The sequence below is a fragment of the Cellulosimicrobium sp. JZ28 genome, assembly GCF_015327065.1.
GTDB lineage: Bacteria > Actinomycetota > Actinomycetes > Actinomycetales > Cellulomonadaceae > Cellulosimicrobium > Cellulosimicrobium funkei.
Genome location: NZ_CP017660.1, coordinates 610,952 through 636,781, shown reverse-complemented (window position 1 = coordinate 636,781; position 25,830 = coordinate 610,952). Strand labels below are relative to the sequence as shown.

15 protein-coding genes are annotated in these 25,830 nt (G+C 74.4%); all 15 read right to left on the bottom strand.

Annotated features, from left to right (window positions below; translation table 11 throughout):
* Nucleotides 1–94: 94 nt before the first annotated feature.
* A complete protein-coding gene (locus BJP59_RS02790) occupies nucleotides 95–796 on the bottom strand; it encodes a hypothetical protein (protein ID WP_043654136.1) in 702 nt (233 codons plus the stop codon).
* On the bottom strand, nucleotides 793–2,586 hold the full coding sequence (locus BJP59_RS02785; RefSeq protein ID WP_076405061.1) for a serine/threonine-protein kinase: 1,794 nt from the start codon (nucleotides 2,584–2,586) through the stop codon (nucleotides 793–795). The genes BJP59_RS02790 and BJP59_RS02785 overlap by 4 nt, the downstream gene beginning before the upstream one ends.
* Nucleotides 2,583–4,283 carry an FHA domain-containing protein gene (locus BJP59_RS02780; RefSeq protein WP_194522145.1) on the bottom strand — a complete coding sequence of 567 codons (1,701 nt, stop codon included), beginning with the start codon at nucleotides 4,281–4,283 and terminating at the stop codon, nucleotides 2,583–2,585. The genes BJP59_RS02785 and BJP59_RS02780 overlap by 4 nt, the downstream gene beginning before the upstream one ends.
* Nucleotides 4,280–5,137 carry a PP2C family protein-serine/threonine phosphatase gene (locus BJP59_RS02775; RefSeq protein WP_021483309.1) on the bottom strand — a complete coding sequence of 286 codons (858 nt, stop codon included), beginning with the start codon at nucleotides 5,135–5,137 and terminating at the stop codon, nucleotides 4,280–4,282. The genes BJP59_RS02780 and BJP59_RS02775 overlap by 4 nt, the downstream gene beginning before the upstream one ends.
* The gene (locus BJP59_RS02770) at nucleotides 5,134–6,756 is read right to left on the bottom strand and encodes an RDD family protein (RefSeq protein ID WP_194522144.1); all 1,623 of its coding nucleotides are present in this window, start codon (nucleotides 6,754–6,756) and stop codon (nucleotides 5,134–5,136) included. Before BJP59_RS02770 ends, BJP59_RS02775 begins: the two co-directional genes overlap by 4 nt.
* On the bottom strand, nucleotides 6,753–9,254 hold the full coding sequence (locus BJP59_RS02765) for a transglutaminase-like domain-containing protein (protein WP_194522143.1): 2,502 nt from the start codon (nucleotides 9,252–9,254) through the stop codon (nucleotides 6,753–6,755). Before BJP59_RS02765 ends, BJP59_RS02770 begins: the two co-directional genes overlap by 4 nt.
* Nucleotides 9,254–10,402, bottom strand: coding sequence for a DUF58 domain-containing protein (locus tag BJP59_RS02760; protein ID WP_228485245.1), 1,149 nt, complete (start codon nucleotides 10,400–10,402; stop codon nucleotides 9,254–9,256). The genes BJP59_RS02765 and BJP59_RS02760 overlap by 1 nt, the downstream gene beginning before the upstream one ends.
* Nucleotides 10,403–10,678: 276 nt before the next feature.
* Nucleotides 10,679–11,653, bottom strand: a complete 975-nt coding sequence (locus BJP59_RS02755) for an AAA family ATPase (RefSeq protein ID WP_076405057.1) — start codon at nucleotides 11,651–11,653, stop codon at nucleotides 10,679–10,681.
* A 47-nt stretch (nucleotides 11,654–11,700) separates the two neighbouring features.
* Nucleotides 11,701–17,715: an Ig-like domain-containing protein gene (locus BJP59_RS20205; protein WP_263858642.1), complete on the bottom strand. Its 6,015-nt coding sequence runs from the start codon at nucleotides 17,713–17,715 to the stop codon at nucleotides 11,701–11,703.
* A 353-nt stretch (nucleotides 17,716–18,068) separates the two neighbouring features.
* Entirely contained in the window at nucleotides 18,069–19,073 is a 1,005-nt protein-coding gene (locus BJP59_RS02745; protein ID WP_114553204.1) for a polyprenyl synthetase family protein, read from the bottom strand.
* Between the two features lie 65 nt (nucleotides 19,074–19,138).
* Nucleotides 19,139–20,920 carry an NADH-quinone oxidoreductase subunit NuoN gene (gene nuoN, locus BJP59_RS02740; RefSeq protein WP_194522142.1) on the bottom strand — a complete coding sequence of 594 codons (1,782 nt, stop codon included), beginning with the start codon at nucleotides 20,918–20,920 and terminating at the stop codon, nucleotides 19,139–19,141.
* Nucleotides 20,917–22,587 (bottom strand): NADH-quinone oxidoreductase subunit M, encoded by a 1,671-nt coding sequence (locus tag BJP59_RS02735; protein ID WP_194522141.1) that lies wholly within the window; start codon nucleotides 22,585–22,587, stop codon nucleotides 20,917–20,919. The genes nuoN and BJP59_RS02735 overlap by 4 nt, the downstream gene beginning before the upstream one ends.
* A 13-nt stretch (nucleotides 22,588–22,600) precedes the next feature.
* Nucleotides 22,601–24,631 carry an NADH-quinone oxidoreductase subunit L gene (gene nuoL, locus BJP59_RS02730; protein ID WP_228485244.1) on the bottom strand — a complete coding sequence of 677 codons (2,031 nt, stop codon included), beginning with the start codon at nucleotides 24,629–24,631 and terminating at the stop codon, nucleotides 22,601–22,603.
* A 13-nt stretch (nucleotides 24,632–24,644) separates the two neighbouring features.
* On the bottom strand, nucleotides 24,645–24,944 hold the full coding sequence (gene nuoK / locus BJP59_RS02725) for an NADH-quinone oxidoreductase subunit NuoK (protein ID WP_021482715.1): 300 nt from the start codon (nucleotides 24,942–24,944) through the stop codon (nucleotides 24,645–24,647).
* Nucleotides 24,944–25,822: an NADH-quinone oxidoreductase subunit J gene (locus BJP59_RS02720; protein WP_442861541.1), complete on the bottom strand. Its 879-nt coding sequence runs from the start codon at nucleotides 25,820–25,822 to the stop codon at nucleotides 24,944–24,946. The genes nuoK and BJP59_RS02720 overlap by 1 nt, the downstream gene beginning before the upstream one ends.
* Between the last annotated feature and the right edge of the window lie 8 nt (nucleotides 25,823–25,830).

Sequence of the window (25,830 nt, the reverse complement as noted above, 5' to 3'; positions counted from 1 at the left end):
TCGTTCGGGTCCGGGTGGTCAGCGGCGGACGGCGAGCGGTCGACGGGCGCGACCGACCGGAGCGCGCGGCGCGCGCTCGCAGGAGCGGGCGGGCTCAGCCGTCGTCGGTCAGGTCGAGCAGGGGCAGGTCGGCCGCCGTCACGAGGCGCGACGCCACGGCGTACTCGACGAGGCGCGCGCGGCGGTTCGTCGCGAGCGCGCCGGGCCCGCCGCGCAGGCCCTTGACGCCGATCCGGTCGAGCTTGTCGCACACGTTGTCGAGCTTGCGGTTGAAGCGCGTCGTCGCCCAGCCGAGCCGGGCCGCTGCCGCGGCGGACGACGGGATCTCCGACAGGCCCGTGCCGTCGCGCCGCAGCATCGGCTCGGCGAGCGCCACGATGAGCTGCTTCTGGCTCGTCGTGAACGTGATCATGCCGATCGTCGTCGCGCCGCCCGCCTCCGGGTCCTCCGAGCGGATCTCCTGGTAGGGCGCGCCGCGCAGCTGCGCGGTGATCTCGTACGTCGTCGGCCCCGCGGTGAACACGATAGACGTCGTCGGGAAGACGATCGGCAGGCGGTTGCCCGGCGAGAGCCACGACTGGACGCCGCCGCCCGAGTCGCACACCGTCGCGGAGATGAGCGACCCGACGTTGGCGAGCCACCAGATGCCGCCCTCGTGCGCGATGCGCAGGAAGCGCCGGTGCAGGTACGGGTTGTCCTCGATCGCGAGGTCCCCGTCGCGCCCGATGTCGAACGGGTCGCCGTCGGTGGACGGGCGGAACCACTCCCCGCAGAACTCGACCGCCAGCTCGCTCATGCCGCCTCCCCCGTGACGCACGCCTTCTGCGGCGAGGCCGAGACCTTGCCGTCGCGGTCGACGATGACCTCGACGCAGACCTGCTCGCCGGGCTTGGCCCGGAGCTCGACCGACGTCTTGTCGAAGTTCTCCTTGAACGGCGTCTCCTCGATCGGGTCGATCTTGCGCCACCAGAAGGAGTCGTCCTCGAGCGCCTTGTCCGAGTCGTAGGCCCACGTGAACGTCGCGACCTCGCGCGCCGGGTCGTAGGTGCCGACGAGGTCGTTCACCGGGGGCACGAGGTCGCCGAGGTTGTCCGACGGGACGAAGTCGTCGTCGGGCGCGGTCGAGCTCTCGCCGCCCGCGGTGGTCTCCGTGTCGTCCGGCGTCGCGTCGGGCCGCAGGAGGAAGAACCCCCCGACGGCGACCGCGACGCCGACGACGCCCGCGACCGTCGCCCAGAGCGCGCCGCGGCCGGATCGCTGCTCCTGCGGGGACGCGTCGTCGGGCGCCTGGTCCGGCCCGGCCGTCCGGTGCACGGTGTCCTCGACGGGCGGGGTGCCCCAACCACCGGGACGCCGCGGGCCGGGGTACAGCCGTGAGGGGTCCGTGAGCTCCGCGACGGGCGCGCCGCCCTGCCCGACGGCGGTCGTCGGCACCGTGCCGGACGTCCCCGCCGAGGGCCCCTGGTCCCACGCGGCGGGCGCGTACGGCACCTGGGGGCGGTACGGCGCCGGCTGCCCGGGCGCGGTGCCCGGGGCGACGGTCTGCCCGGGCCACGCACCGGGCGGGGCGGTGTGCAGCGGGGTCGTCGGCTGCGTCGGACGGCCGGGCGCCACGGGCCCCGCGGACGTCCCGGTCCCGGACGGGTCGATCGAGACGACCTGGCGCAGGCGCGTCCCGGCGTCGTCGTCCGGCTCCTCCTCCTGGACGTGGCCCGAGTCGTCGAGCAGGTCGATCGGCGTCACCGCGTACGACAGCTCGTTCTGGACCTGCTGGAGGGCGCGCGCGAACGCGAGGACCGTCGGGTAGCGCGACGCCGGGTTCTTCGCCATCGCCGTCGCGAGCACGCGCTCGAGCGAGGCCGGGACGTCGGTGCGGCCCGTGGGCGGCAGGGGCGAGCCCTCGATGCGCGAGATGAGGTTCGCGCTCGAGTTCGACCCGCCGGGCACCTCGAACGGCGTGCGCCCGGCGAGCAGCGTGTACGTCGTCGCGGCGAGCGCCCAGACGTCCGTCGCGATGCCGCTGCGCGGGGGCTCCGCGAACGACTCCGGCGGGGACCACGGGATCGACATGCCCTCGGCGCGCGCGGCGTCGTCGACCGTGGACGAGATGCCGAAGTCCGTGAGCGCGGGGTGCCCGTACTCGGTGACGAGGATGTTCGCGGGCTTGATGTCGCGGTGCAGGATCCCGGCGCGGTGCGCCGTCTCGACGGCACCGGCGATCTGGACGGCCGTGCGCAGCGCCTCGGCGACGGGGAGCCGCTCGGTGCGGTAGCGCGCGCCGAGGTTGGGCCGCGAGCAGTACTCCATCGCGAGGTACGGGCGGCCGTCGTCCGCGATGTCCGCCTCGTACATCGTGACGATCGACGGGTGCGTCGAGAGCGTCGCCATGAGGTCGGCCTCGGCGTCGAACGCCGCGCGCTGCGAGTGGCTCGACCACTCGTGCAGCAGCACCTTCACCGCGACGCGGCGGCGCGGGCGCTGCTGCTGGTACAGGAAGACGTCCGAGAACCCGCCCGAGCCGATGAGCGAGACGTACTCGAAGCCGCGGATCTCCGGTGGTGGGGACGGTGCGCGCTTGCTGCTCACCGGATCCCCTCGAAGCGCAGGGTCACGCCGTCGCCCAGGTCGGCGACGTCGCCGTCGACGACGAGGACCGGCTCGGACGGGTGCAGGCGCCGCGGCGGCTGGCCGCCGCGCAGGAGCGTGGTCCCGTTCGTCGTCGCCATGTCGCTGACGAGCACGTGCCAGCCCTCGAGCGTGATCTCCAGGTGCGAGCGCGAGATGTCCTGCTGCGGGCTCGGCACCGTGACGAGGCGCGGGAGCTCCGCGGCCTGCGTGCGCGGCGAGCGCGGGCGGCGGCCCACGACGACGGCACGGTCGAGCTCGAGCGTCTGGCCCGTCGAGACCACGACCCGGCCGAGCGGCGGGCGCACGGCGAGCTCGGCGTCGCCGTCGAGCGGCGCGTCGCACACGGCGCACGTGTCGCGCGACGGCGGGTTCGCGTGGCCCTCGGGGCACGTGCGCGCGAGGATCTGCTGCTGCCCCGGTGCGGGCGGCGGGCTGAAGGACGGGACCGGGGGCGGCACGGGCGCGTCCTCGACCGCCGGCTCCTGGGCCGCCGCGCGCAGGTCGGCGATCGCCGACGAGAGCACGGTGTGGCCGTCGTGGTCGAGCCCGGCGACGGGCGCGGGCTCGTCGTCGGGCGTGACGGTCGCCGCCCGGTGCGCGGCGGCGGGCGTGGCGCCCGTCCACTCGCGCGGGACGCCCGCGATGAGGCCGTCCGGCGCGGGCGGCGGGGCGGGCACGGGCGCCTCGTCCGCCGGCGGGGCGGGGACGGCCGGGACGGGCGGCGCGGGCGGCACCGTGGCCGACGGCGCGGGCTCGTCGACCTCGTCCGTCTCCTCGTCCTCCGCGGAGCGGACCGCGGCGTCCTCGACGGTCCGCAGGATGGTGGAGCCCCACAGGTGGGCGTAGTCGTCGTCCTCCTCCGGGGGCGCCTCGGAGACCGGCGCGACCGGCTCCACGACGGGCGACGGCTCGACGGCGTCGGGCTGCGGCGCGATCGTCTCCTCCGGGAGCCGGAGCGTCGCCCCGAGCCCGCCGAGGACCGTCGTCGCCGACGGCACCGCGGGCGCCTCGGCGAGCGTCGCGGTCTCCGCGGCGGCGTGGCGCGCACCCGGACCGGGCTGCGAGGCCCGGTCCTCGGGGGCGCTCGCCTCCGAGGCGGCGAGCCGGTCGTCGTCCGGCCCGGCGTCGGAGCCGAGGTCCTCGCCGCCCGACGCGACGGGCTGCTCGGGGCGCTCGACGAGCGGCCACGCGACCGCGGACGCGAGCACCACGCCCGACTCGAGCGGCACGGAGAGCGCGTCCCCGAGGAGCGGCCCGCCGGGAGGTGCGGGCTCGACGGGCACCACGCCCGCGTCCGCCTGGACGAGCAGCTCGACGACGTCGTCCAGCACCCGCTCCGACCAGGTGGTGACGCCCTCGCCCTCGACCTGGACGCGGTCGCCGCCGTCGAGCTCGAGCGTGACGGAGAGGCGGCCGCGCGCGGCCACGTGGACGCGGCGGCCGGTGACGACCGCGACGACGAACGGCGGCACCGTGCGCAGGCTGGAGCCGAACGCGCCCGTGAGGACCTGGAGGACCTCGACGACGCCCGCGTCGGTGCCGAGCTGGTCCCACACCTGCTCGACGAGCGAGGGCTCCACCGGTGCGGGCAGCACGACGACCGCGCCGCCGCGCACCACGGTGCGTGCCGTTCCGGTGACGTAGCGCAGCGTCACGTCAGACCCCCGATCTGCAGACGAACATCCCTGGGCAGCGTGTCCTCGTCGACGACCGGACCCGGCGCCGCTACCTGGTCCCGCGGCGTCGTGCTCCCGCCGCTCGTGTCGTCGGACACGCCCGTCGCGTCGACGACGACGACTGTGATGTTATCCCGGCCACCGGCGGCGATGGCCTCGTGGACCAGCCGCTCGGCCGCGGCCTGCGGGTCTGGCGTGGCGAGCAGGACCTCCGCGATCCGCTCGTCGGACAGCTCGCCGGTGAGGCCGTCGGAGCAGACGAGCACGCGGTCGTGCCGCTCGATGGGCAGGTACCAGAAGTCGGCCTGCGGGGCGTTGCGCGAGCCGAGCGCGCGCGTGACGACGTGGCGCCGCGGGTGCGTGAGCGCCTCGGTCGGGGTGAGGAGACCGGCGTCGACCATCTCCTGCACCTCGGAGTGGTCGACGCTCACCTGCTCCAGGCGGCCGCCCGCCAGGTGGTAGGTGCGCGAGTCGCCGACGTTCACGACGAGCCAGTACGGGTTGCCGTCCTGCTCGGAGACGACGACGCCCGTGACGGTCGTGCCGGCGCCGCGCCCCGGCTCGGTGACGATCGCCTGCACGTTCTCCTGCGCGACCGCGATCCGGGTCCGCACCTCCTCGGGCGTGACCACCTCGAGGTCGGCGAGCGGGCGCAGGGCCTCGACGGCCGTCGCGCTCGCGACCTCGCCCGCCTCGTGCCCGCCCATGCCGTCCGCGACGAAGAAGACGGAGCGCGCGGCGAGGAAGCGGTCCTCGTTGAGGAGGCGGCGGGCGCCGCGGTGCGACGCCGCGCCCCAGGCCAGGTGCACCTCGGCGGGCTGGTCGGTGGTCACGAGACTCCCGGATGGACGACGAGGCGACGGTCGCCCACGTGGATGGTCGCGCCGACGGGGACGCGCACGCGCGTCCCCGGCTCGGCGACGCGGGGCGGGGCTCCGGGCACCGAGACGACGGTGCCGTTCGTCGAGCCGCGGTCGGTGAGCCACAGGCCGCTCGGGTCGACGCGCAGCTCCGCGTGCGTCTTGGAGACGGAGCGCGTCGGGTCGTCGAGGGCGACGAGGGTCCACGGGCCGTCGTCGGGCGCCTGGGGGTTGCGGCCCACGAGGGTCGGGCGGTCGACGGTGCGCCGCTCCCCCGACTCGAGCTCGAGGACGACGGCCACGTCGGGCGCGGGGTCCATCGCGCGCACGTCGCGCGCGGACATCCGGGTGCTGTCCCACTCGGGCTCGGCGGCCTCGGGGCCCGCCGCCGGGGTGGCGGACCGCGCAGCAGCCGGGGCGGGCGTCGGCACGGGCGCGGGCGCCGGCACCGCGGCCGGCGGGGGCGCGGCGGGCGGCGGGGTGGACGCTCCGCTCCCGACGCCGGGGACGCCCGTGATGAGACCGCCCTCGGTGGGCGCGGGCGCGGGCGTGGACGGGAAGGCCCACGGGTCCGGCACGGGCGCGGCCGGCACCGCCCCGGACGCCTCGCCCGGGCGGGCCGGCGAGGCGGGAGACGGCGGCGGCGCGAACGACGCGGCGGGGGTCGCCGCCGACGGGGCGGGCGGGCGCCCGGCGTCGGGCGCCGGGTACGACGCCGGGTGGCCGCCCGGGGCGGCGGGGTACGCGCCGGGGGCGGCCGGGGCGCCGTACGCCCCGGCGGGGCCGCCCGCCACGAGCGAGGCGACGCCGTCGTACCCCGAGGACGTGGGGGCGACGCCGCGCACGTCGAGCACGAGCGACCGGCCCGCCTTGTCGTGCCAGCCCTGCGACCGGCCGGAGGAGTCGAAGCGCGGGCTGAGCAGCACGACGAGGATCCCGCCCAGCGGCACGACGCCCACGATGATCCAGCGCAGCGCCGCGCGCCCGAACCCGACCGGCCCGCGAGTGCGCGCGTCCACCGTGCGGATGCCGGTCGCGAGGTTGCCCAGCGTCTTGCCCGTCGACCCCTCCCAGAACCAGACGCCGACCCACCACGCGAGCGCGAGCACCGCGGCCACGACGTAGACCACGAGGATCTTGCCGAGCAGCGCGGCGGCCTCCTCCTGGGTCACCGTCTGCACGCTGCCGAGCGGCGCGCCCACGACCGCGAGACCCGCCACGAGGACGACGAGCGCGACGACGGCCGGCACCGCCGCGTCGACGAGGTACGCGAGGAAGCGGCGGCCGGTCCCGGCGAAGGGCGCGGCGGCGAGGGACGACGGCGACGCCCCGGCCGAGACCGGGACGAAGGCCTTCTGCGTCGCCGCGTAGACCTCGGGCTCGGTCGTCGTGTCCGGCGCCGAGTGCGCCACGGCGGCGTACGGCAGGTCCGGCCCACCGCGGCCCGCGACGGCCTGGACGCCGCCGACCGGCCCGGCCGACGGCGCGGCGACGGGCCGGCCCGTCCGCGGGAACGGCTGACCGCACACCGCGCAGAACGCGGCCCCCGGGGACTGCGCGGACCCGCAGGCGGGGCACGTCACGTCGCTCATGACTCGTCTCCCTGTCGTCTCGACGGCCCCGACGACGACCCTGCCGCCGGGGGCGCGGCTCCACCTCGCGCACCGGCGCGGCGGCCGGGCAGCCACCGGCGCAGGCCCGCGGAACCGGCGCCCGCGCGCACGGACCGCAGCGAGAGCGCGGCGCGCACCCGCGCGCGACGGTTCACGGAGGAGCGTAGCCCTCCGACGACGGAGTCGACGTCCGCCCAGAACGCCTCGATCTCCTGCTCCGTCGGCTCCCCGGTGCCGAAGACGGTCGCGTCGGCGCGGTGCGCGAGCGGGATGGTCGCCGTCGCGCCGTACGCCTGCGCGAGCACCCCCGCGCCCTCGCGGCGCGTCGAGCCGGCGGGGACGGGCGTCCCGAGGTCGGTCGCGGCGTCGAGCACCTCGCGCCAGCCGCCGCTCACGCGGTCGACGGGCCGTTCCGCAGTGCGGCGCCGGGCCCGGCGCCGCGCCTTGTAGGCGAGCACGAGCACGACCGGCAGCGCGAGCAGCGCGAGGGGCACGACCACGGCGACACCGATGAGGACGGCCTGCCCCCAGTCGAACCCGTCGCTGTCGGCCTTCTCCTTCTCCTCGTCGTCGATCTTCCCGGCCTCGGCCTCGGCCGGCTCCTCCGGCGGCTCCGGGTCCTCGAGGATCGGGGGCTTGGGCACCTGGAGGCTCTTCGGCTCGGGCTGGATCTTGTTGTCCTCGTCCGGGATCGCCGTGATCGGCACCCAGCCGTGCCCGACGAACGGCACCTCGGCCCACGCGTGCACGTCGGTCCCGGTCGCCGTGTACGGCTCGCCCGGCTCGAGCGGGTTCTTGTCCAGGTCGGGGTAGAAGCCCATGACGACGCGCGCCGGGATGCCGGCCTGGTTGGCCATGAGCGCGAGCGCGACGGCGAACTGCTCGTCGTCGCCCACCATCTCCTCGTCGGCGAGCAGCGTGTCGATCCGCTCCGCCGAGTGGCCCGGTCGCGACGGCGGCTGCGTGTCCAGCCCGCTCGAGAAGATGCCGCTCGCGACGAGGCCGTCGCGCAGCGCGTAGAGCTGGTCGACGGGCTCGGTCTCCTCGCCCATGAACTGCGCGGCCTTGCCGGCGAGCGACGCGGGCAGCACGCCCTTCGGCGGCGTGGGGACCTGCACCGACTGGTCGATCGCCCCGGCGCGCAGGTCGTCCTCGGTGGGCTCGGCCGTGACGAGCGCGTCGAGCGTGTAGGTGTCGCCCGGGCGCAGCCCGGCGGTCGACAGCGCCGTGCCGGTCGTGCCGTTGTAGTACGTCGTGTCGGCGAGCTCGCGCGCCCGCTCGCCGGTGTAGGTGATGCCCGCGAGCCGGCCGACGTCGGGCACCCACACCCCGGTGTAGTCGCCGACCTGGACGTCGAGGCGCGTCCGCGTGCCGGGCGCGACCGTCGCGATCTCCTGGCCCGCGCGCGTGTAGACGCCCGAGCCGGGCAGCCCGCTCGAGACGTCGTAGACGACGCCGTTGTAGGTGTCGAGGGCGGCGAGGCGGACCTTCGCGCCCGGGGGCAGGCCCCGGACGGTGAACAGCTCGTCCTCGCGCATGTCCTTCGCGTACTTGCGGAACGCCGTGAGCGGGCTGACGTACTGGTGCAGGTCGAGCGGCGGGACGACCGTCTCGCGCAGGACGGTGCGTGGGTCGTCGGGCAGGAGCGCGGGGGCCGCGAACGCCGCCGCGACGCCGCCGACGACGAGCATCGCCGCGCCCGTCCGCACGCGGTGCCACCACAGGCGCCGCGTCGCGGCGCGGCTCGCCTCCGTCGTGATCTGGTGCGCGCCGAGCCGCGCGGCGGTGACGCGCCACCCCGCCCAGAGCAGGCCGACGCCGCCGAGCACGAGGCCCTGTGCCACCGGGTACGCCGCGATGACGGTCCCGAGCAGGATGACCGCCACGAACGCGACGGCCACGGGCACGAGCGCCCACGCGGCACGACGCGCGCGCCACGCGATCGTGCCCGCGAGGAGACCCGTGACGAGCATGAGCAGGTAGGGGACGACCGCGAGGTGCGGGAACGAGTGCAGCGGCGGGACCGTCGTGACGAACTCCTTCCAGCCCGTCACCGCCCCCCGCGCGAGGTCGGCGATCGTCGTGAGCGACGGGAGCACGCCGCCGATCGCGTCGGCGGGCAGGGCGAGCAGACCGCCCAGGAGGAGGTACGCGAGGACCGCGACCGGGAGCACGGTGTAGGCCGCCCAGCGCCGCCAGGCGCCGAGCCACGCGACCGCGAGACCGACGACGGCGCCCCCCGCCGCGGGGAGCAGGTAGCCCGAGGAGCCCCAGACGGGACCGAACCCGACGACCGTGGCACCGAGGACGAGGACGAGCGCGAGCGCGTCGACGGCGCCGAGCGCCGTGAGGGCGCGCGGCGTGTCGGCGCCGCGCAGCCGGGTCGTGTTCCGCTGCGACGTGCCGGACGAGGGCGCCGGCGTGCCGACCGGCGTGGCGCGGCGCGAGCCGCGCGTCGTGGTGCTGGGAGCGCTCATCAGTCGTTCAGCCTCCGCAGGGCGAGGGGGAGCTCGCCGAGCTCGCCGATGGTGAGGACGACGAGCTCCGCGATCGCGTGCCGGCTGAGGGACGCGCCGGGCACGCACTGGATCGCCATGACGCGCACGTCCTGCGGCAGGCGCGCCGACGCCGCACGGAGCTCCGTCGGGGTGACCCGGCTCCCGACGATGAACGCCACGACGGACGCGTCGGTGATCGTCAGGCCCGCGACGCGCGCGACGTCGACGAGGGACGTGCGCTGCGACTGCGTCTCCACGCGCGCGAGGTCGTCGAGGAGGCGCGTGCGGTGGTCGCCGCGCAGGTTGCCGTCGTTGACGAGGACCGTGACGCCGCGGTCCTCCTTGATCGCCTGGAGCCCGAGGGACCCGCACGCGCTCACGGCGAGCTCGAACTCGTCGTCGTGCGCGTAGTCCTCGGCCCGCGTCGAGAGCAGCACCGCGAGGTGCGAGCGCCGCGTCTCCTCGAACTGGCGCACCATGAGCTGGCCCGTGCGGGCCGTCGTCTTCCAGTGGATGTGGCGCCGGTCGTCGCCGGGCACGTAGTCGCGCAGCGCGTGGAACGACACGTCGGAGTTCGAGATGTCGGTGGTCACGCGGCCCTCGAGGTCCTTGAGGAACCCGGTCGACGAACCGGACAGGTTCTTGACGCGCGGGTGGACGAAGAGCTCCTCGGGCTCGGTCCACACGACCTCGCGCCGCAGGAGCCCGAGCGGGTCGGCCCGCACGGAGCGCACCGGGCCGACGGAGATGACCGACCGCCGGTGGGTCGGCACGGTGAAGATCTCCTCGTGGCTCCCCTGCGGGCGCAGGCGCGGCACGGGGAACGTCGCCATGCCCTGCCCCACGGGCAGCTCCATCACGGACGGGAGCAGCGGACGGGCCGAGTCGTTGCGGACGTCGAGCCGGCCCACCGCACGGTCCCCCACCGTCACGCGCTGCTGCGCGAGGTCGAGCACGACGGCGTACCGGAAGCGCCCGAGCACGAACGCGACGGCCGCGAGCAGCGCGACCGTGAGCAGGACCGCCACGACGAGCAGCTCGAGCCACGACAGCGCGAGCCCGGCCCACCAGGCCGCGACCGTGACGACGAGCGCAGCCCAGCCGAACGGGCTGACGGCGGACGTCACGGGCCGGACCGTCCGCGCGGCGGGCGCGAGCGCGCGCCCGACCGGCGCGGTGACCCGCGCGAGGGGTGCGGCCAGGGGCGGAGCAGCCCGGCGAGGGCGGACCCCGCGCGGGGTGCGCCCGGGCGGCCGCCGCTGGCGGTGCGGCCGGAGCGGGCGCTGGGGCGCCCGCTCGTCGGGCCGGAGGTGGCGTTCATGGCATGAGCTCTCGGTCGGTGCGGGCCGTCGGTCTGCCGGCGGCGGGACGGCGTGCGGCCGGCGTGCGGGACGCCGGTCGCGTCAGGCGCTGCGGCGCTCCTGCGGCGCCGCGACGTCGGCGAGCAGGCGGCCGAGCACGGCCTCGTTCGTCGCGCCCGCGAACTCCGCCTCGGGGTCGAGCACGAGGCGGTGCGCCCACGCCGGCTGCGCCAGCTCCTTGACGTCGTCCGGCAGGACGTAGTTGCGCCCGTGCGCGGCGGCCCACACCTTCGCGCAGCGCACGAGGGCGAGCGCACCACGGACCGAGACGCCGACGCGCACCTCGGGCGCGTTGCGCGTCTCCTCGGCGAGCCGGGAGACGTACTCGAGCACCGCGCCGTCGACGTGCACGCGCGCGCCGAGCTCGGCCATCTCCGTGACGGCCTGCGTCGTGATGAGCGGCTGGAGCGTCTTGCTCCGGTCGCGGACGGACGCGCCCGAGAGGATCTCGACCGTCGAGGCGTGGTCCGGGTAGCCGATCGACGCCTTCATGAGGAAGCGGTCGAGCTGCGCCTCGGGCAGGCGGTACGTCCCGGCCTGCTCGATGGGGTTCTGCGTCGCGATGACCATGAACGGGCGGCCGACCTCGTGACCGACGCCGTCGACCGTGACCCGGCCCTCCTCCATGACCTCGAGGAGCGCGGACTGCGTCTTGGGCGAGGCGCGGTTGATCTCGTCCGCGAGGACGATGGACGCGAAGATCGGGCCCGGGTGGAACTCGAACTTCCCCGTCTTCTGGTCGTAGATCGTCACGCCCGTGACGTCGGACGGCAGGAGGTCCGGGGTGAACTGGATGCGGTTGTTCGTGCCCTGGACGCTCGCGGCGAGCGCGCGCGCGAGCGAGGTCTTGCCGGTGCCGGGCGCGTCCTCGAGGAGGATGTGCCCCTCGGAGAGCATGCACGTCAGGGTCAGGCGCACGACGTGCGCCTTGCCCAGGACGGCCTGGCCCACGTTGCCGACGAGGCGGTCGAAGGTCTGAGCGAACCAGGTGGCCTGCTCGGGGGTCATGGTGGTCATTCGTCGCTTCCGTTCGCTGTGCTGTCCGAGGTGGGGCGCGGGCCGCGCTAGTACCACGTCATGGTGTTCGTGCTCCCGATGGTCGTCTCGATCCGCGCCGAGCCGCCCGGCTGGCCGTAGACGCACTGCTGGCCGCCGGAGTAGTTCCCGTTCCCGTCCGTCTGCAGGGCGCGGCCCTGGGCGTCGCGGCTGTAGTTGCCGGACCCGATCTGCGAACCGCCGCCATAGCACGTCACCCGGAACGAGGTGTTGGCCGGGCCGTCCTTGATGGTGAGGTAGAGCTCGGCGCACGACGAGTGCCCGCACTCGCCCGGCCACTTCCCGTCGGGGAGCTTGTGGTTGCTCCCCTTGCTCACCGTGAGGACGGGCTCGGGCTTCTTGTCGGACGTCGCCGACCTGCACGTCTCCTTCGGGGCGCCCTCCGTCGGGGTGACCCGGACGCAGATCTCGCGCGTCTCGGAGTAGCCGACCGAGAGGCTCCCGGAGCCTTCCTTCTGGGTGGACTGGACCGCGCCGCGCACCTGCACGGAGTACCCGCGCCCGTTGCCCGCGGTCGACCAGCTGTACGTGATCGAGCGGTCGCCGCCGTTCATCGAGACGACCGGCGCCGGGATGGGCCCGTAGGGCAACTCCTCGTTCGCCGTCGCCGCCGCCCCCGGCTCGCGCGCGCCGTCGACCCCCGCGACGGCGCGCACCGCGATCCGGTACGGCTTGCCGTTCGACAGCCCGCCGACGACCTTGTTCGCGCCGAGCGGCTGCCAGCCACCGCCGGCGTCGTACTGGTAGGTGATCTCGTCGGCCCGCACGCCGTTGCCCGACGCCGCGCCGAACGACAGCTGGATCTCGCCGTTCGTGCCGTTCGCGTCGGCGCTGAGGTTCGACACCGCGCCCGGCTTCGCGAACGCGCGCACCGGGTCCGACGCCGGCGAGAACTCGGCGTCGCCGAGCTTGTCCGTCGCCTTGTTGTGCGCGCGCACCCGGAACGCGTAGCCCGTCGTGTCCGCCGGGACGCCGATCGTCGCGGACGTCGCGCCGCCGGCGGCGGTCGAGGTCTGCACGACGCTCCCGCCCCGCAGCGCCTCGATCGTGTACCGCGTGATCGGGGCGCCGTTGCCGTCCGGGGCGCCCCAGGAGACCTGCATCTGCGACGTGTCGCCGATCGACGTGCGCCGCACCGTCGGCTTGGCGGGAGCCGCCGGCTTGCCCGCCGGCGTCTCGGCGGCCGAGTAGTCGCCCCAGTCCGAGGGGTCAGGGGCGAGGTTCACGGCCTGGGCGCGCACCTTGTACGCGACGCCGTTCTGCAGGCCGTCCCACGTCACCGACGTCCCGGTCAGGGCCGTCTTCTGCACGGCGCCGCCCGGCGGCGCAGGCGAGATCTCGAGGTTGACGGCCTGGATCGGCGAGCGGTCGGTGTAGGTCTTGTTGGTCCAGGTGACGGTGAGGGACTTGTCGCCGAACTCGAGGCGGGGTGCGGCGGGCGGGTCGGGCTTCTCGTCGGGTCGGGCGACGGCGGAGGCCGGGGAGGCGGGGCCGTCGCCGACGGCGTTGGTCGCGTAGACGGTGAAGGTGTACTCGACGTTGTTGGTCAGGCCGTCGAGGGTGCACGTGGTGGTGCCGCACTCCTTGGTGTAGCCGTTCTGGGAGCGCACGGTGTAGCCGGTGATGTCGGCGCCGTTGTTGTTCGGCGGGTCCCAGGTGAGCACGACCGTCTTGGAGCGGACCTCGACGACCTGCGGGGTCGCGGGCGCCTCGGGCTTGCCCAGGACCTTGAGCTGGACGCGGCCCTCGACCTCGCGGTCGGGGTCCTTCGTCGCGTCCTGGATCCGGTACCGGACGACCATGACCCCGACGAAGTCGTCGCGCGGGGTGACCGAGACCTGGTCGCCCGAGACGGAGGCGGTGCCCTGCCCCGTCTCCACCACGGCGTCGACGAGGGTCAGCGGCCGGTCGGGGAACGGGTTGGAGTCGTTGGCGAGGACGGGCACGGTGGTGGCCTTGCCCTGGTGGGCGTCGTCGACGGTGTCGGGGTTGGCGCGGGCCAAGGGCCGGGTGGAGGCCACGACGGTCAGGGTCGCGGTGCCCTCGACCGGGGGGTGCTCGCCGTCGGTGACGGTGATCGGGACCTGCACGACCGAGCCCTTGGGCACGTCCGGGGTCGCCTGGGCGCGCAGCGTGGTGCCCTCGACGGACACGGTCACGCCCTGCGCCTGGCCGGTGGCCTTGAAGGTCAGGGGGTCGCCGTCGGGGTCGGTCGCGAAGCGCGCGAGGTCGATCGAGGCCTCCTCGCCCGCCGCGACGTCGAGCGTCGGGGTCGACAGCTCGGGCGGCAAATTCTCCGGCGGGAGCACCTGGACGGGGATCGTCAGGACGTTCGTCCGGCCCTCCGGGTCGTCCGGGCCCGACCCGTCCGTCACCTCGAACGACACCGACGCCGGGCCGGTGTAGTCCGCTTCGGGCGTGTAGACGATCTCGGTCACGGACGGGACCTGCCGGTCCCCCTCGGTGACCTTGACCTTGTCCTCGGTGGTCAGGCGCGGGGAGCGGCCCTCCACGACGAGCACGTGCTCGGTGAGGTCGATCGGGAGCGACTCCCCCGCCAGCACCTCGAGCTGCGTGCCCGGCCGCAGCGTGGGCTTCTGGTCGGTGAGGCCGGGGACCTTGACGAAGGCCTTGGCGGTCAGGCCGTCGATGTCGGTCGCGGTGTAGGTGATGACCTGGCGACCCTCGGTGAGGGTGACGGTGAGCTCGCCGTCGGGGGTGACGCTCGCGGTGCTCGCGTCGGTGGTGACGGTAAGCTCGCTCGCGGCGCCGTCGGGGTCCTCGTCGTTGTCCAGGACGGGGACGGTGACCTCGGTCTTGCCCAGGATGTCCTCCACGGGCACGGTGTCGTCGCGCGCGACCGGGGGCAGCAGGGGCGCGTTGGCCGAGACGTTCACGGTGACCGCACCGGTCGCGCGGGCACCGTAGGTGTCCTGGATCTGGTAGTAGAACGTGTACGAGCCGTCCTGGTCGGGCGAGGTCAGCACGATGCGGTCGGCCACGACCTCGGCGTCCAGGTCGTGGGTGTCCTCGATCCCGCCCGGGACCAGGCCGACCTGGTCGCCGTCGGGGTCGGTGTCGTTGGCCAGCGCCGCGACCGAGACCGTGCGCCCCGGGCGCACCGTCACCTCGTCGTCCACCGCGACCGGCGACTGGTTGCTCTCGCCCGGCCGCGCGATCCCCACCCGCACGGTCCCGGTCGCCGTCGCCCCGCGGGCGTCCAGGACCGTGTACGTGAAGGTGTCGAGGCCCGTCGCGTTCTTGGAGGCCGCGTACTCGAGGAAGCCCTCGACGACGCTCGCCGAGCCCTTCGCGGGCGGCGCCGCCACCCCCGTCACCTGGACGGAGTCGCCGTCGGGGTCGATGCCGTCCAGCGGCACCGCGATGCGCACGCTGGACCCGGACAGCACCCGGGCCTCGATCTCGCGCGGCTGCGGCGGGGCGTTGTCCTCGCCGTCACGGATCCGGATCGTGACCTGGGCCGAGTCCTCCTGCCCGTTGACGTCCCGCACCCGGTAGATCGCGTACGCCGTGCCCGCCTCCGAGCCCGCCTTGAACCGCAGCGTGTCCTCCGACACGAACGCCTCGCCCAGCGCCGGGTCCACGTCCTGCTCCAGCTCGGGCTGCAGGAACAGCTCCAACCCGTCCGGGTGCGTGTCGTTCCTCAGCACCGGGACCGTCACCACGTCCCCCGCATGCACCGTCACCTCGTCCGCGACCGCGTTCGGAGGCTGCAGCCGCGTCGGCGCCGGCACCGGCACCACCCGCACCTCGCCCACGGCCGACTCCGTGCCGTTCGACACCGTGTAGGCGATGCTGACGGGGCCGTCGAGCCGCCGCAGCTCCGTGACGCGGAGCATCTGGTGCCCCAGGACGGCCACGGAGACGCCCGCGTCCGCCGGGACCGAGACCGACTGGACCACCAGGACGCCGCCCGCCGGGTCGGTGTCGTTGGCGAGCACGTCGACCAGGGTCGAGCCGCCGGTGGGCAGCAGGGCCGTGTCGGTGACGACGATCGGGGCGCCCTCGGCCGCGGACGGCGGCAGGACATCGACCCGCACCAGGCCCGTGGTCGCGTTCGGGCCGTCGGTCACCTGGTACGTCAGGTCGTAGGAGCGCGGCTCCATCGAGAGGAACGTGAACGTGCCCGCGTCGTAGTTCGGCGTGATCTGCGCCGGGGCCGACTCCGAGACCGACGCCAGGCGCAGCTCGTCCCCGTTCGGGTCGGTGTCGTTGCGCAACGGCTCCACCGTCACCGGCTGCCCCGCCGGCACCACCACGTGGTCGCTCACCGCGACCGGCGGCTGCGGACCGGGCACCACGTCGACCAGCAGCTTGCCCTCGAACACGCCGCCCTGACCGTCCGCCACGGTGACCCCGACGATCTTGCGGCCCGTCGAGCCGCCGCCGTCGCGCAGCTCGACCGTGCCGTCAGGGCGAGAGCGCACGTCGTCGCCCGCGACCGTCGCGGCCGCCGACGCGAGGTACAGGTCGTCGCCGTCCGGGTCCTTGAAGTACGGCAGCACCTTGATCGACGCCGTCCCGCCCTGCTCCACCCGGACCACGGGGTCGCCCGTCTGCTCCGGCGGGGCGTTCTCTCCCCACGGCGAGACGCGCAGCGACACCGACGCCTCCGCGGTCCCGCCACGGCCGTCGGAGACGGCGTAGCGGAAGGAGCCCTCCCCGGTCGCGTCCTCGGGGACCACGGCCTGCAGGGCGGCGCCGCCCATGATGGTCTGCACGGTCGCGTTCGACGGCGAGTCCCCGGCGAGCGACGCCGTCATCACGTCCCCGTCCGGGTCCACGTCGTTGCCCAGCACCGGCAGGATCGTCGTGCGCCCCGGACGCACCCCGAACGCGTCGTCCTTCGGCTGCGGCGGCCGGTTCGGCTGGGACCGGTCCGCGATGAACTGGTCCACCTGCTCGGGATTCGTCAGCTCCGCGTCGGCCTCCTCACCCTCGGCCTCCTCCGGCATCTGGACGTCCCAGTCGTCGACCTTCTGGTACTCGTCCGCCGCCATCCACAACGTCCCCGCCGACAGGTCGTTGAGCACGATCACCTGCCGGTTCACCCGGTACTCCAGGCGAGCCTGCGGGTCGATCCCCTCCAGACGGGTGTCCAGGTCGCGGTCGGTGCCCTCGCAGTCACGGACCACCTGGCCGGTCGAGGCCCACGCCCCGTACGTGCACGACCCGAGCTGCACGGGCGCCGCCGGGCGGCCCTCGGCCGCGCGGCGGACCGCGTCGCCGCCGGCGAGCGGCTGCGTGACGAGACCGCGCGACGTCGCGACCACCACGTCGTCGGACGCCGCCGAGGGCTGCTGCAACCGCGCCTCCGCGCCGTCCTCGAGCGCCACCGTGCGTCCGCCGGGCAGCACGAGCTGCGACGCGGAGCGGTCCAGCACGACCGGCTCGTCGCCGACCGCGGTCACCTCGACCTCGGCACCCGACCCCACGGGCAGCGTGGTGGACGCGGGCTCCCCCGAGACCGCGCCGCGCGCCGTCGTGCGGACCGTCCAGAGCGTCCCGGTCGACGGGACCGCGACGAACACCGTGCCGTCCTGCGCGACGACGACGTCCCCGTCGCCCTCGACCTCGACCGTCGGGTCGAGCTCCTCGGCGTCGAACGAGGTGGCGCCGTCGAACGGCAGGACCCACAGCAGGCCCTCCTCACCGTCGAGGATCGCGGTCGTCGCGCCGCCGGAGGCGACCTGCGCCCCGGCCGGCAGCCGCACCTGGCCGTCGAGCTTGAGGTGGGCGACGTCCACGGGCGAGGCGGTCCCGGTGCCCGCGTCCTCGAGGAGCACGCGGCCCTCGTCCTGCTGCACGTCGAACGACGCGCTGCCCGCGTTGAGCGTGCCGTCCATCGCCTGGGACTCGTAGTTGAACCGCCCCACCAGGCCGGCCGACGTCTTCGTCACCCACACGCCCGAGTCGTTGAGGTCCACGTCCGCCGTGGCCTCGCCCTCGGTGAACAGCGCGAGTCCCACCAGCGCCGTGGAGAACACCGACACGGTGCTCACGGACGCGACGGTACGGCGGTGCTCACGCAGGCGCGCCAGGAAACCCACAAGTCCTCCGAGGTGCCGGATCGGGAGGCGACCGGTCCCCTTCGCCGGCCCCCTCGATCTCGCACTTGCCAGGCGGCCCCACCGATCGCGCAACCGAGGATAACGGGAGGGCGAGTGAGATCCGACACCCGTCCCATGGGGAGAACTCCCCTCTCGGTCCGCGCGCCCCGGGCCCCCGGCGCGGACCGCCGTCGGGTGTGCCGCTACCGGCCGGGCCGGACGGGTGTCCCGGGCAACCGGCCCGGGCACCGGGACGCCCTCGCGCCCACGACACCCGCGACCGGAAAGTTCACCCTCTCGGCGCGTCAGGCGGCGCGGTCCGCCAGGGCCTCCGCGAAGGAGCGCAGCGCGTCGCTCACCGGCCCGGGGGGCAGCGTGTCGAGCTCGTCGACGGCGGAGCGGGCCCACCGGACGGCGAGGGCACGCGTCTCGGCGAGCACCTCGTGGCGGCGCAGCGCCGCGACGGCCGCCGCGAGCGCGGCGTCGTCGGTCAGGTCGGAGTCGAGCAGCTCGACGAGCGCCGCGTCGTCCTCCGTCGCGGTCCCCTGCGCGATGCGCGCGCGCAGCAGGAGGACCGGCATCGTGGGGACCTTCTCGCGCAGGTCGGTGCCGGGCGTCTTGCCCGACTCGTCGCCGGAGGACGCCAGGTCCAGGACGTCGTCGGCGAGCTGGAAGGCGACCCCCAGCCGCTCGCCGTAGGCCGCGACCGTCTCGACGACGTCAGCCGGGCAGCCGGCGAACATCGCGCCGAGCCGTGCGGACGTCGACAGGAGCGACGCCGTCTTGTCCGCGAGGACCTCGAGGTAGTGCTCGACGGGGTCGTCGCCCTCGCCCGGCCCCGTGGTCTCGTGGAGCTGGCCGAGGCAGAGCCGCTCGAACGTCCGCGCCTGGATGAGCACGGCCTCCGGGCCGAGCGCCGCCACGGTCGACGCGGCGCGCGCGAAGAGCAGGTCGCCGACCATGATCGCGACGGAGTTGCCCCACACCGCGTGCGCGGACGGAGCCCCGCGCCGCACGGGCGCGGAGTCCATGACGTCGTCGTGGTAGAGCGACGCGAGGTGCGTGAGCTCGACGACGACGGCCGCCTCCGCGACCTCGGGCCGTGCCCCGTCCCCGAGCTCGGCCGCGAGCAGCGTGAGCAGGGGGCGCAGGCGCTTGCCCCCGGCGTTCACGAGGTGCCGCGACGCCGAGTCCGCGAGCGGGTCGGCGTGCGCGACGGCGGCCCGGAGCCGGGTCTCGACCTCCGCCAGGCGCTCGGTGAGGGCGGCCGCGAGCTCGGGGTCCGAGATCGGGATCGCGGTGGTCGTCACGGGAGCGGTCCGCTCGCGCGGGCCGCGGGGCCCGGCGGGCGCGGAGGGGACGGGAGGCACGGAGGTCACGGGACGAACTTAACCGCCTCGGCCGCCAGATCGAGAACCGGGGAGGGGAACACACCGAGGAGGAGCACCCCGATCGCGCACACGGCGATCGCCACGGTCGTCGGTCCGGTCGACCGCACGACGGTCACGCCGGTGCCCTCGGAGGCCTCCGCGCCGCCGTCCGCGCCGTCGCCCACGCCGCCGGACGGCGCCGTGAAGAACATGAGCACGATGAGGCGGACGTAGAAGAACACCGCCACGGCCGAGGCGAGCACACCGACCACCGCGAGCACCCACGTGGAGCCGCCGCCCTGCCCGTCGGGACCGGCGATCGCCGCGCCGAACGCGGTGAACTTCGCCACGAACCCGGCGGTCAGCGGGATGCCCGCCATGGAGAGCAGGAAGAGTGAGAAGACGCCGGCGAGCCACGGGCTGCGGCGCCCCAGACCCGCCCACTGGGCGAGGTGGGTGGCCTCGCCGAGCACGGCGACGGGCTCCCGGGACGAGCCGTCCGTGACGTTGTCCGCCGCGTCCGAGCCGTCGGCTCCCCCGGCGCCCGCCCCGACGGTCGCGGGCACCCGTTCGCGGACGGGGGCCGTCTCGCGGACGAGCGTGACGACCGCGAAGGCGCCGACCGTCGCGAGGCCGTAGACGAGGAGGTAGAACACCGTCGCCCGCAGCGAGAGCTGGGAGAACCCCAGGACGCCGACGAGGATGAAGCCCGCGTGGGCGATCGACGAGTACGCGAGGAGCCGCTTGACGTCGGTCTGGACGGCACCGACGACGGTCCCGACGACCATGGTGAGCAGCGTGACGATCCACAGGGCGACGAACAGGTCCTCGCGCGTCGCCGGCGACGACTGCGCGAGGCCGAGGCTCACGACGTACAGCACGCGCAGGAGCGCGCCGAACGCCGCGGCCTTGGTGCACGCCGCCATGAAGCCGGTGATCGGCGTCGGGGCCCCCTGGTAGACGTCGGGGGTCCACGAGTGGAACGGGGCGGCGCCGATCTTGAACAGCAGCCCCGCGAGGACGAGCAGGGCGCCGACGACGACCAGCCCGGGCATGCTCGCGAGCGGGCCCTCGGGCGTCGCGAGCGACCGGTACACCTCGACGAGGTCCACCGAGCCGGCGAACCCGTAGACGAGGGCGACGCCGAACACGAACAGCGCGGACGCGAACGCGCCGAGCAGGAAGTACTTGAACGACGCCTCCTGCGACAGCAGGCGGCGGCGCCGGGACATCGCGGACAGCACGTACAGCGGGAGGGAGAGCACCTCGAGCGCGACGAACATCACGAGCAGGTTCCCCGTGGCGGGGAAGATCATCATGCCGCCGACGGCGAACAGCACGAGCGGGTAGACCTCGGTCTGCTCCAGCCCCTTGCGCCGCGTGAGGTCCTCGTACGGCGAGCCGGGGACCGCGGCCGCGGACGGCGCGAACGCGTCCTGGCCGGTCGACGTCCGGTCGGCGATCACGAGGATCGCCAGGAACGCGAGCAGCACGACGATCCCCTGGATCGCGAGCCCGAAGGGGTCGATGACCATCGACCCGCCAAGCACCCGCACGCCGTAGGCGGCGCCGTCGGTGCCCTGGACGGCGGGGTCGCGCCACAGCACGACGACGAGCGCGAGCGCCGCGGCGGTCGCGAGCAGGGCCAGGACGACCTGCACCGTGCGCCGGACGCGCGCCGGGACGAACGCCTCGACGAGCACGCCGACGACGCCGGCGCCGAGCACGACGAGGACCGGGGCGAGATACAGCCAGTCGACCGTGGGGGCCACGAAGGAGTCGTTCACGACTCGCTCCCTTCGTCGGAGCTACGAGTGACGGACGTGCCCGGGCTCGAGGAGGCGACCTGCTCGGTCCCCGCGGCGAACGGGTCGGAGCGCGGCGGGTCCTCGACGCCCGCGACCGCGAGGTCGGAGAGCGTCACCTCGGCGGGCTCGCGCACGAGGTCGAGCGCGGGCGCCGGGTAGAAGCCGAGGACCAGGAGGACGACGATCAGCGGCGCGACGACCCACTTCTCGCGCGCGCCCAGGTCGGGGAGCCGGTCGAGCCCCTCGCGCGTGCCGCCCGTGAAGATCCGCTGGTACGTCAGCAGCACGTAGAGCGCGGCGAGCACGACGCCGAGCACCGCGACGAGCGCGGCCCACGGGCTGCGCGCGAACGTCCCGACGAGGACCATGATCTCGCTGACGAACGTCGACAGGCCGGGCAGCGACAGCGCGGACAGGCCCGCCACGAGGAACGTGCCCGCGAGCACCGGGACGACCTTCTGCAGGCCGCCGTAGTCCGCGATGCGCTGCGAGCGCTCGGGGTGCCGCGCGACGAGGAAGCCCGCCAGGAGGAACAGCGCCCCGGTCGAGATCCCGTGGTTGACCATGTAGAGCGACGAGCCGGACACGCTGAGCGACGTGAACGCGAAGATGCCGAGCACGATGAACCCGAAGTGCGACACCGACGTGTAGGCGATGAGCCGCATGAGGTCGCTCTGCCCGATCGCCATGAGCGCGCCGTACAGGATCGACACGACGGCGAGCACGACGACGACGGGCGCCGCCCACCTGCTCGCGTTCGGGAACAGCGGCAGGCACAGCGTGAGCATCCCGAACGTGCCCACCTTGTCCAGGACGCCGACGAGCAGCGTGGACGTGCCTGCGGGCGCGTGCTGAGCGGCGTCGGGCAGCCAGGTGTGCACGGGGAAGAGAGGCGCCTTGATGGCGAACGCGAGGAAGAAGCCGAGGAACAGCAGCCGCTCGATCGTGACCGGCATCGGGTTCTCCGCGAAGTACCCCACGAGGTTCGTCGTGAGGAACGCGTCCTCGGGCCGCGCGCCCGTGGCCGGGTCGATCGGCACCTGGACGTAGAGCGCGATGACGGCCGCGAGCATGATGAGGCCGCCCGCGAGCGAGAACAGCAGGAACTTCACCGCGGCGTAGCGCCGCCGCGCACCGACGCCGAACCCGCCGATCATGAAGTAGACCGGGATGAGCATGGCCTCGAACAGCACGTAGAAGAGGAACACGTCGCGCGCGACGAACACCGCGACCATGAACGCCTCGAGCAGCAGCACGAGCGCGAGGTAGTGGCGCAGGCGGCGGACGTCGCCGTCCTGCTCCTTCCACGCGGCGAGCACGACGAGCGGGACCAGCAGCACCGACAGCGCGACGAGCGCGAGCGCGACGCCGTCGGCGCCGACCGCGTAGCTCGCCCCGATCTGCGGGATCCAGCGATAGGTCTCGGCGAGCTGGTGGGTACCGGCCGCGGACGTGTCGAACGCGGTGAACGCGCCGACGAGCAGGCCGAGCTCGACGAGCGCCGCGCCGAGCGCGATGCCGCGCACGGCACGCAGCGCGCCCGGGCCGACGCCGCGTGTGCGGGCCGCGGCCGTGAGCCACACCGCCGCGGCACCCACCAGGGGCCAGGCGATGAGCAGGGACAACCAGGGGACGGAGGTGGTCATGGGTGTCTCCCTCTCAGCTCGCGGAGCCGGTGGTCAGGGCGAGGACGACGGCGACGACGACGACGAGGCCGCCGAGCATCGTCGCGCCGTACGAGCGCACGTAGCCGTTCTGCCACCCGCGGAGCCACTCCCCCACCTTGCCGACGAGGCCCGCCAGGCCCATCCAGCCGCCGTCGACCATCTCCTTGTCGGCGTAGACGAGCGAGCGCGTGAGGTACTGGCCGGGACGCATGAACACGGTCTCGTTGACGTCGTCCTGGTACAGGTCGCGGCGGGCCGCGCGCGTGAGCACGGAGCCGCGCGGGGCGCGGACCGGGACGCTCGACATCGCGTACTGGCGCCACGCGAGGGCGGCGCCCGCGAGGACGAGCAGGAGCGTCAGCGCGATGAGCGACCAGACGGGCAGCACGGGCTCGTGGTGCTCGGCGTGCCCCGTGACGGGCTCGAGCCACGTGACGAAGCGCGAGCCCGCGGCGAGGATGCCGCCCAGGGCCACCGACCCGACGGCGAGGACGATCATCGGCCACGTCATGAGGCGCGGGGACTCGTGCGGGTGCTGGACCGGACCGTCCTGCGGGCCGAGGCCGTCCACGGAGCCGCTGCCGTCGTTCCAGCGGCGGCGACCGGAGAACGTCATGAAGAACAGGCGCGACATGTAGAACGCCGTGATCCCCGCGCCGAGCAGCGCCACGCCGCCGAAGACCCACGCCCGCCACGGCTCGCCGTCGACGGGGACGAACGCGGCCTCGATGATCTTGTCCTTGCTCCAGAAGCCCGAGAACGGCGGGATCCCGAGGATCGCGAGCCAGCCCATCATGAAGGTGATCCACGTGACCTTCATGTACCGCGCGAGGCCGCCGAACCGGCGCATGTCGACCTGGTCGTCCATGCCGTGCATGACGGACCCCGCGCCGAGGAACATCCCGGCCTTGAAGAAGCCGTGCGTCACGAGGTGGAAGATCGCGAACGCGTAACCGATCGGGCCGAGCCCGGCGGCGAGGATCATGTAGCCGATCTGCGACATGGTCGACGCGGCGAGCGCCTTCTTGATGTCGTCCTTCGCGCAGCCGACGATCGCCCCGAAGAGCAGCGTCACCGCACCCACGATCACCACGACGAGCTGCGCCGTCGGCGCGCCCTCGAAGATCGGCGCGGACCGCACGACGAGGTAGACGCCCGCCGTGACCATGGTCGCGGCGTGGATGAGCGCGGAGACCGGCGTCGGGCCGGCCATCGCGTCCCCGAGCCACGCCTGGAGCGGGAACTGCGCCGACTTGCCGCACGCCGCGAGCAGGAGCGCGAGGCCCGTCGCCGTGAGCAGCGCGGTCGAGGCCTCCGGCACGCGGGCGAACACCGTGCTGAAGTCGAGCGCGCCGAACGTCGCGAACATGAGCATCATCGCGACGATGAGGCCGATGTCGCCCACGCGGTTCATGACGAACGCCTTCTTCGCCGCGACCGCGTACGCCCGGTTGTGGTTCCAGAACCCGATGAGCAGGTACGACGCGAGGCCCACGCCCTCCCAGCCGACGAACAGCAGGAGGAACGAGTCGGCGAGGACGAGGACGAGCATCGCCGCGATGAACAGGTTGAGGTACGCGAAGAACCGGCGCCGGTCGCGGTCGTGCGCCATGTAGGCGACCGCGTACACGTGGATGAGCGTCCCGACGAACGTCACGAGGAGCACGAACGTCAGGGACAGCGGGTCGATCCGCAGCCCGACGGCGAGGTCGAGCCCGCCGGACGCGATCCAGTCGAACAGGCGGTAGTCCACGACGCGCTCGTCGACCGGGAGGCCGAGCATCGACACGAAGAGGACCAGGCCCACGACGAACGCCGCGGCGGACATGAGCACGCCGAACCAGGCGCCCCAGCGGTCGCTACGGCGGCCCGCGAGCAGCAGGACCGCCGCCCCGACGAGCGGGAGCAGCACGAGCAGCGGTGCGGCGAGGAACGCGCCCGGGACCGTCTCGGTCGCGGGCACGACGTCGGTCGCGGTCAGCAGTCCGCCCGCCGACGGCAGGGCGGGAAGGAGCATCGTCATCGGTGCCGGCCCCTCAGCTCTTGAGCAGGTTGACGTCGTCGACCGAGGCGGACCGACGGGTGCGGAAGATGGACACGATGATCGCGAGGCCGACGACGACCTCCGCCGCCGCGACCACCATGACGAAGAACGCGAGGACCTGGCCGGTCACGTCGCCGTGGATGCGGGCGAACGTGACGAACGCGAGGTTGGTCGCGTTGAGCATGAGCTCGATGCCCATGAACACGATGATCGCGTTGCGGCGCAGCAGGACCGTCGCCGCGCCGATCGCGAAGAGGATCGCGGCCAGCACGAGGTAGTGGGTGAGCTCCATCAGTCCTCTCCTCCCGGGGTCGCGCCGGGCACGCGGGACCGGCCCGGGTCGTCGGGACCCCCGACGTCGCCGGCGGGCGGCTCGCCCTCGGGCTGCTCGGCCGTCGCGGCCTGCACCACGCGTTCGTTCGCGTCCTGGGCCCGCAGCGCGGGCAGGGCACGGTGCGGCTCGTGCTCGACGAGCACGTCGCGCTCGGCCTCGAGGATCGTGCCGGCCGAGCGCTCCTGGCCACGGATCCGCAGGATGCGGGACACCGACTCCTCGATGGGCCGCCCCTGCGGGTCGAGGGCCGGCGTGTCCATCGCGTTGTTCTGCGCGTAGACGCCGGGCGCGGCGAGCGGCGTGAGCCGGCCGCCCGAGGGCAGGGCCGCGACCTTCGCGTCCGCCTTCTCGCGCTGGCCGACCTTCGGGGTGAGCCGGCGCCGGTGCGTGAGCACGAGCGCCGAGACCGCGGCGGTGATGAGCAGGACGCCCACGACCTCCATCGCGAACACGTAGTCCGCGAAGAGCACGCGCGCGAGCGCCGTCGGGTTCGTCACCGCGTTCGCGGCCTCGAGACCGACCGCGGGCGGGAACGCCGCCTGCGAGACGACGCCGACCAGCACGGCCCCGAGCCCGAGTCCGAGCAGCACGCCGATCCAGCGCTGACCGCGGATCGTCTCGACGAGCGAGTCCGACGCGTCGACGCCGACGAGCATGAGCACGAAGAGGAACAGCATCATCACGGCGCCCGTGTAGACGACCACCTGGACGACGCCGAGGAACGGCGCCTCCTGCGCGATGTAGAGGATCGCGAGGTCGACCATGACGAACATGACCGCGATGGCGGCGTGCACCGCCTTGCGCGCGAAGAGCAGCGAGAGCGCCGCGAGCACCATGAGGGGGG

Excerpts from the sequence above, each read along its gene's own strand:
- BJP59_RS02790 (WP_043654136.1), bottom strand. The coding sequence starts at position 796 with ATGAGCGAGCTGGCGGTCGAGTTCTGCGGGGAGTGGTTCCGCCCGTCC.
- BJP59_RS02770 (WP_194522144.1), bottom strand. The coding sequence starts at position 6,756 with ATGAGCGACGTGACGTGCCCCGCCTGCGGGTCCGCGCAGTCCCCGGGG.
- BJP59_RS02765 (WP_194522143.1), bottom strand. The coding sequence starts at position 9,254 with ATGAGCGCTCCCAGCACCACGACGCGCGGCTCGCGCCGCGCCACGCCG.
- BJP59_RS02755 (WP_076405057.1), bottom strand. The coding sequence starts at position 11,653 with ATGACCACCATGACCCCCGAGCAGGCCACCTGGTTCGCTCAGACCTTC.
- BJP59_RS02735 (WP_194522141.1), bottom strand. The coding sequence starts at position 22,587 with ATGACCACCTCCGTCCCCTGGTTGTCCCTGCTCATCGCCTGGCCCCTG.
- nuoL (WP_228485244.1), bottom strand. The coding sequence starts at position 24,631 with ATGACGATGCTCCTTCCCGCCCTGCCGTCGGCGGGCGGACTGCTGACC.
- nuoK (WP_021482715.1), bottom strand. The coding sequence starts at position 24,944 with ATGGAGCTCACCCACTACCTCGTGCTGGCCGCGATCCTCTTCGCGATC.
- BJP59_RS02720 (WP_442861541.1), bottom strand. The coding sequence starts at position 25,822 with ATGGTGCTCGCGGCGCTCTCGCTGCTCTTCGCGCGCAAGGCGGTGCAC.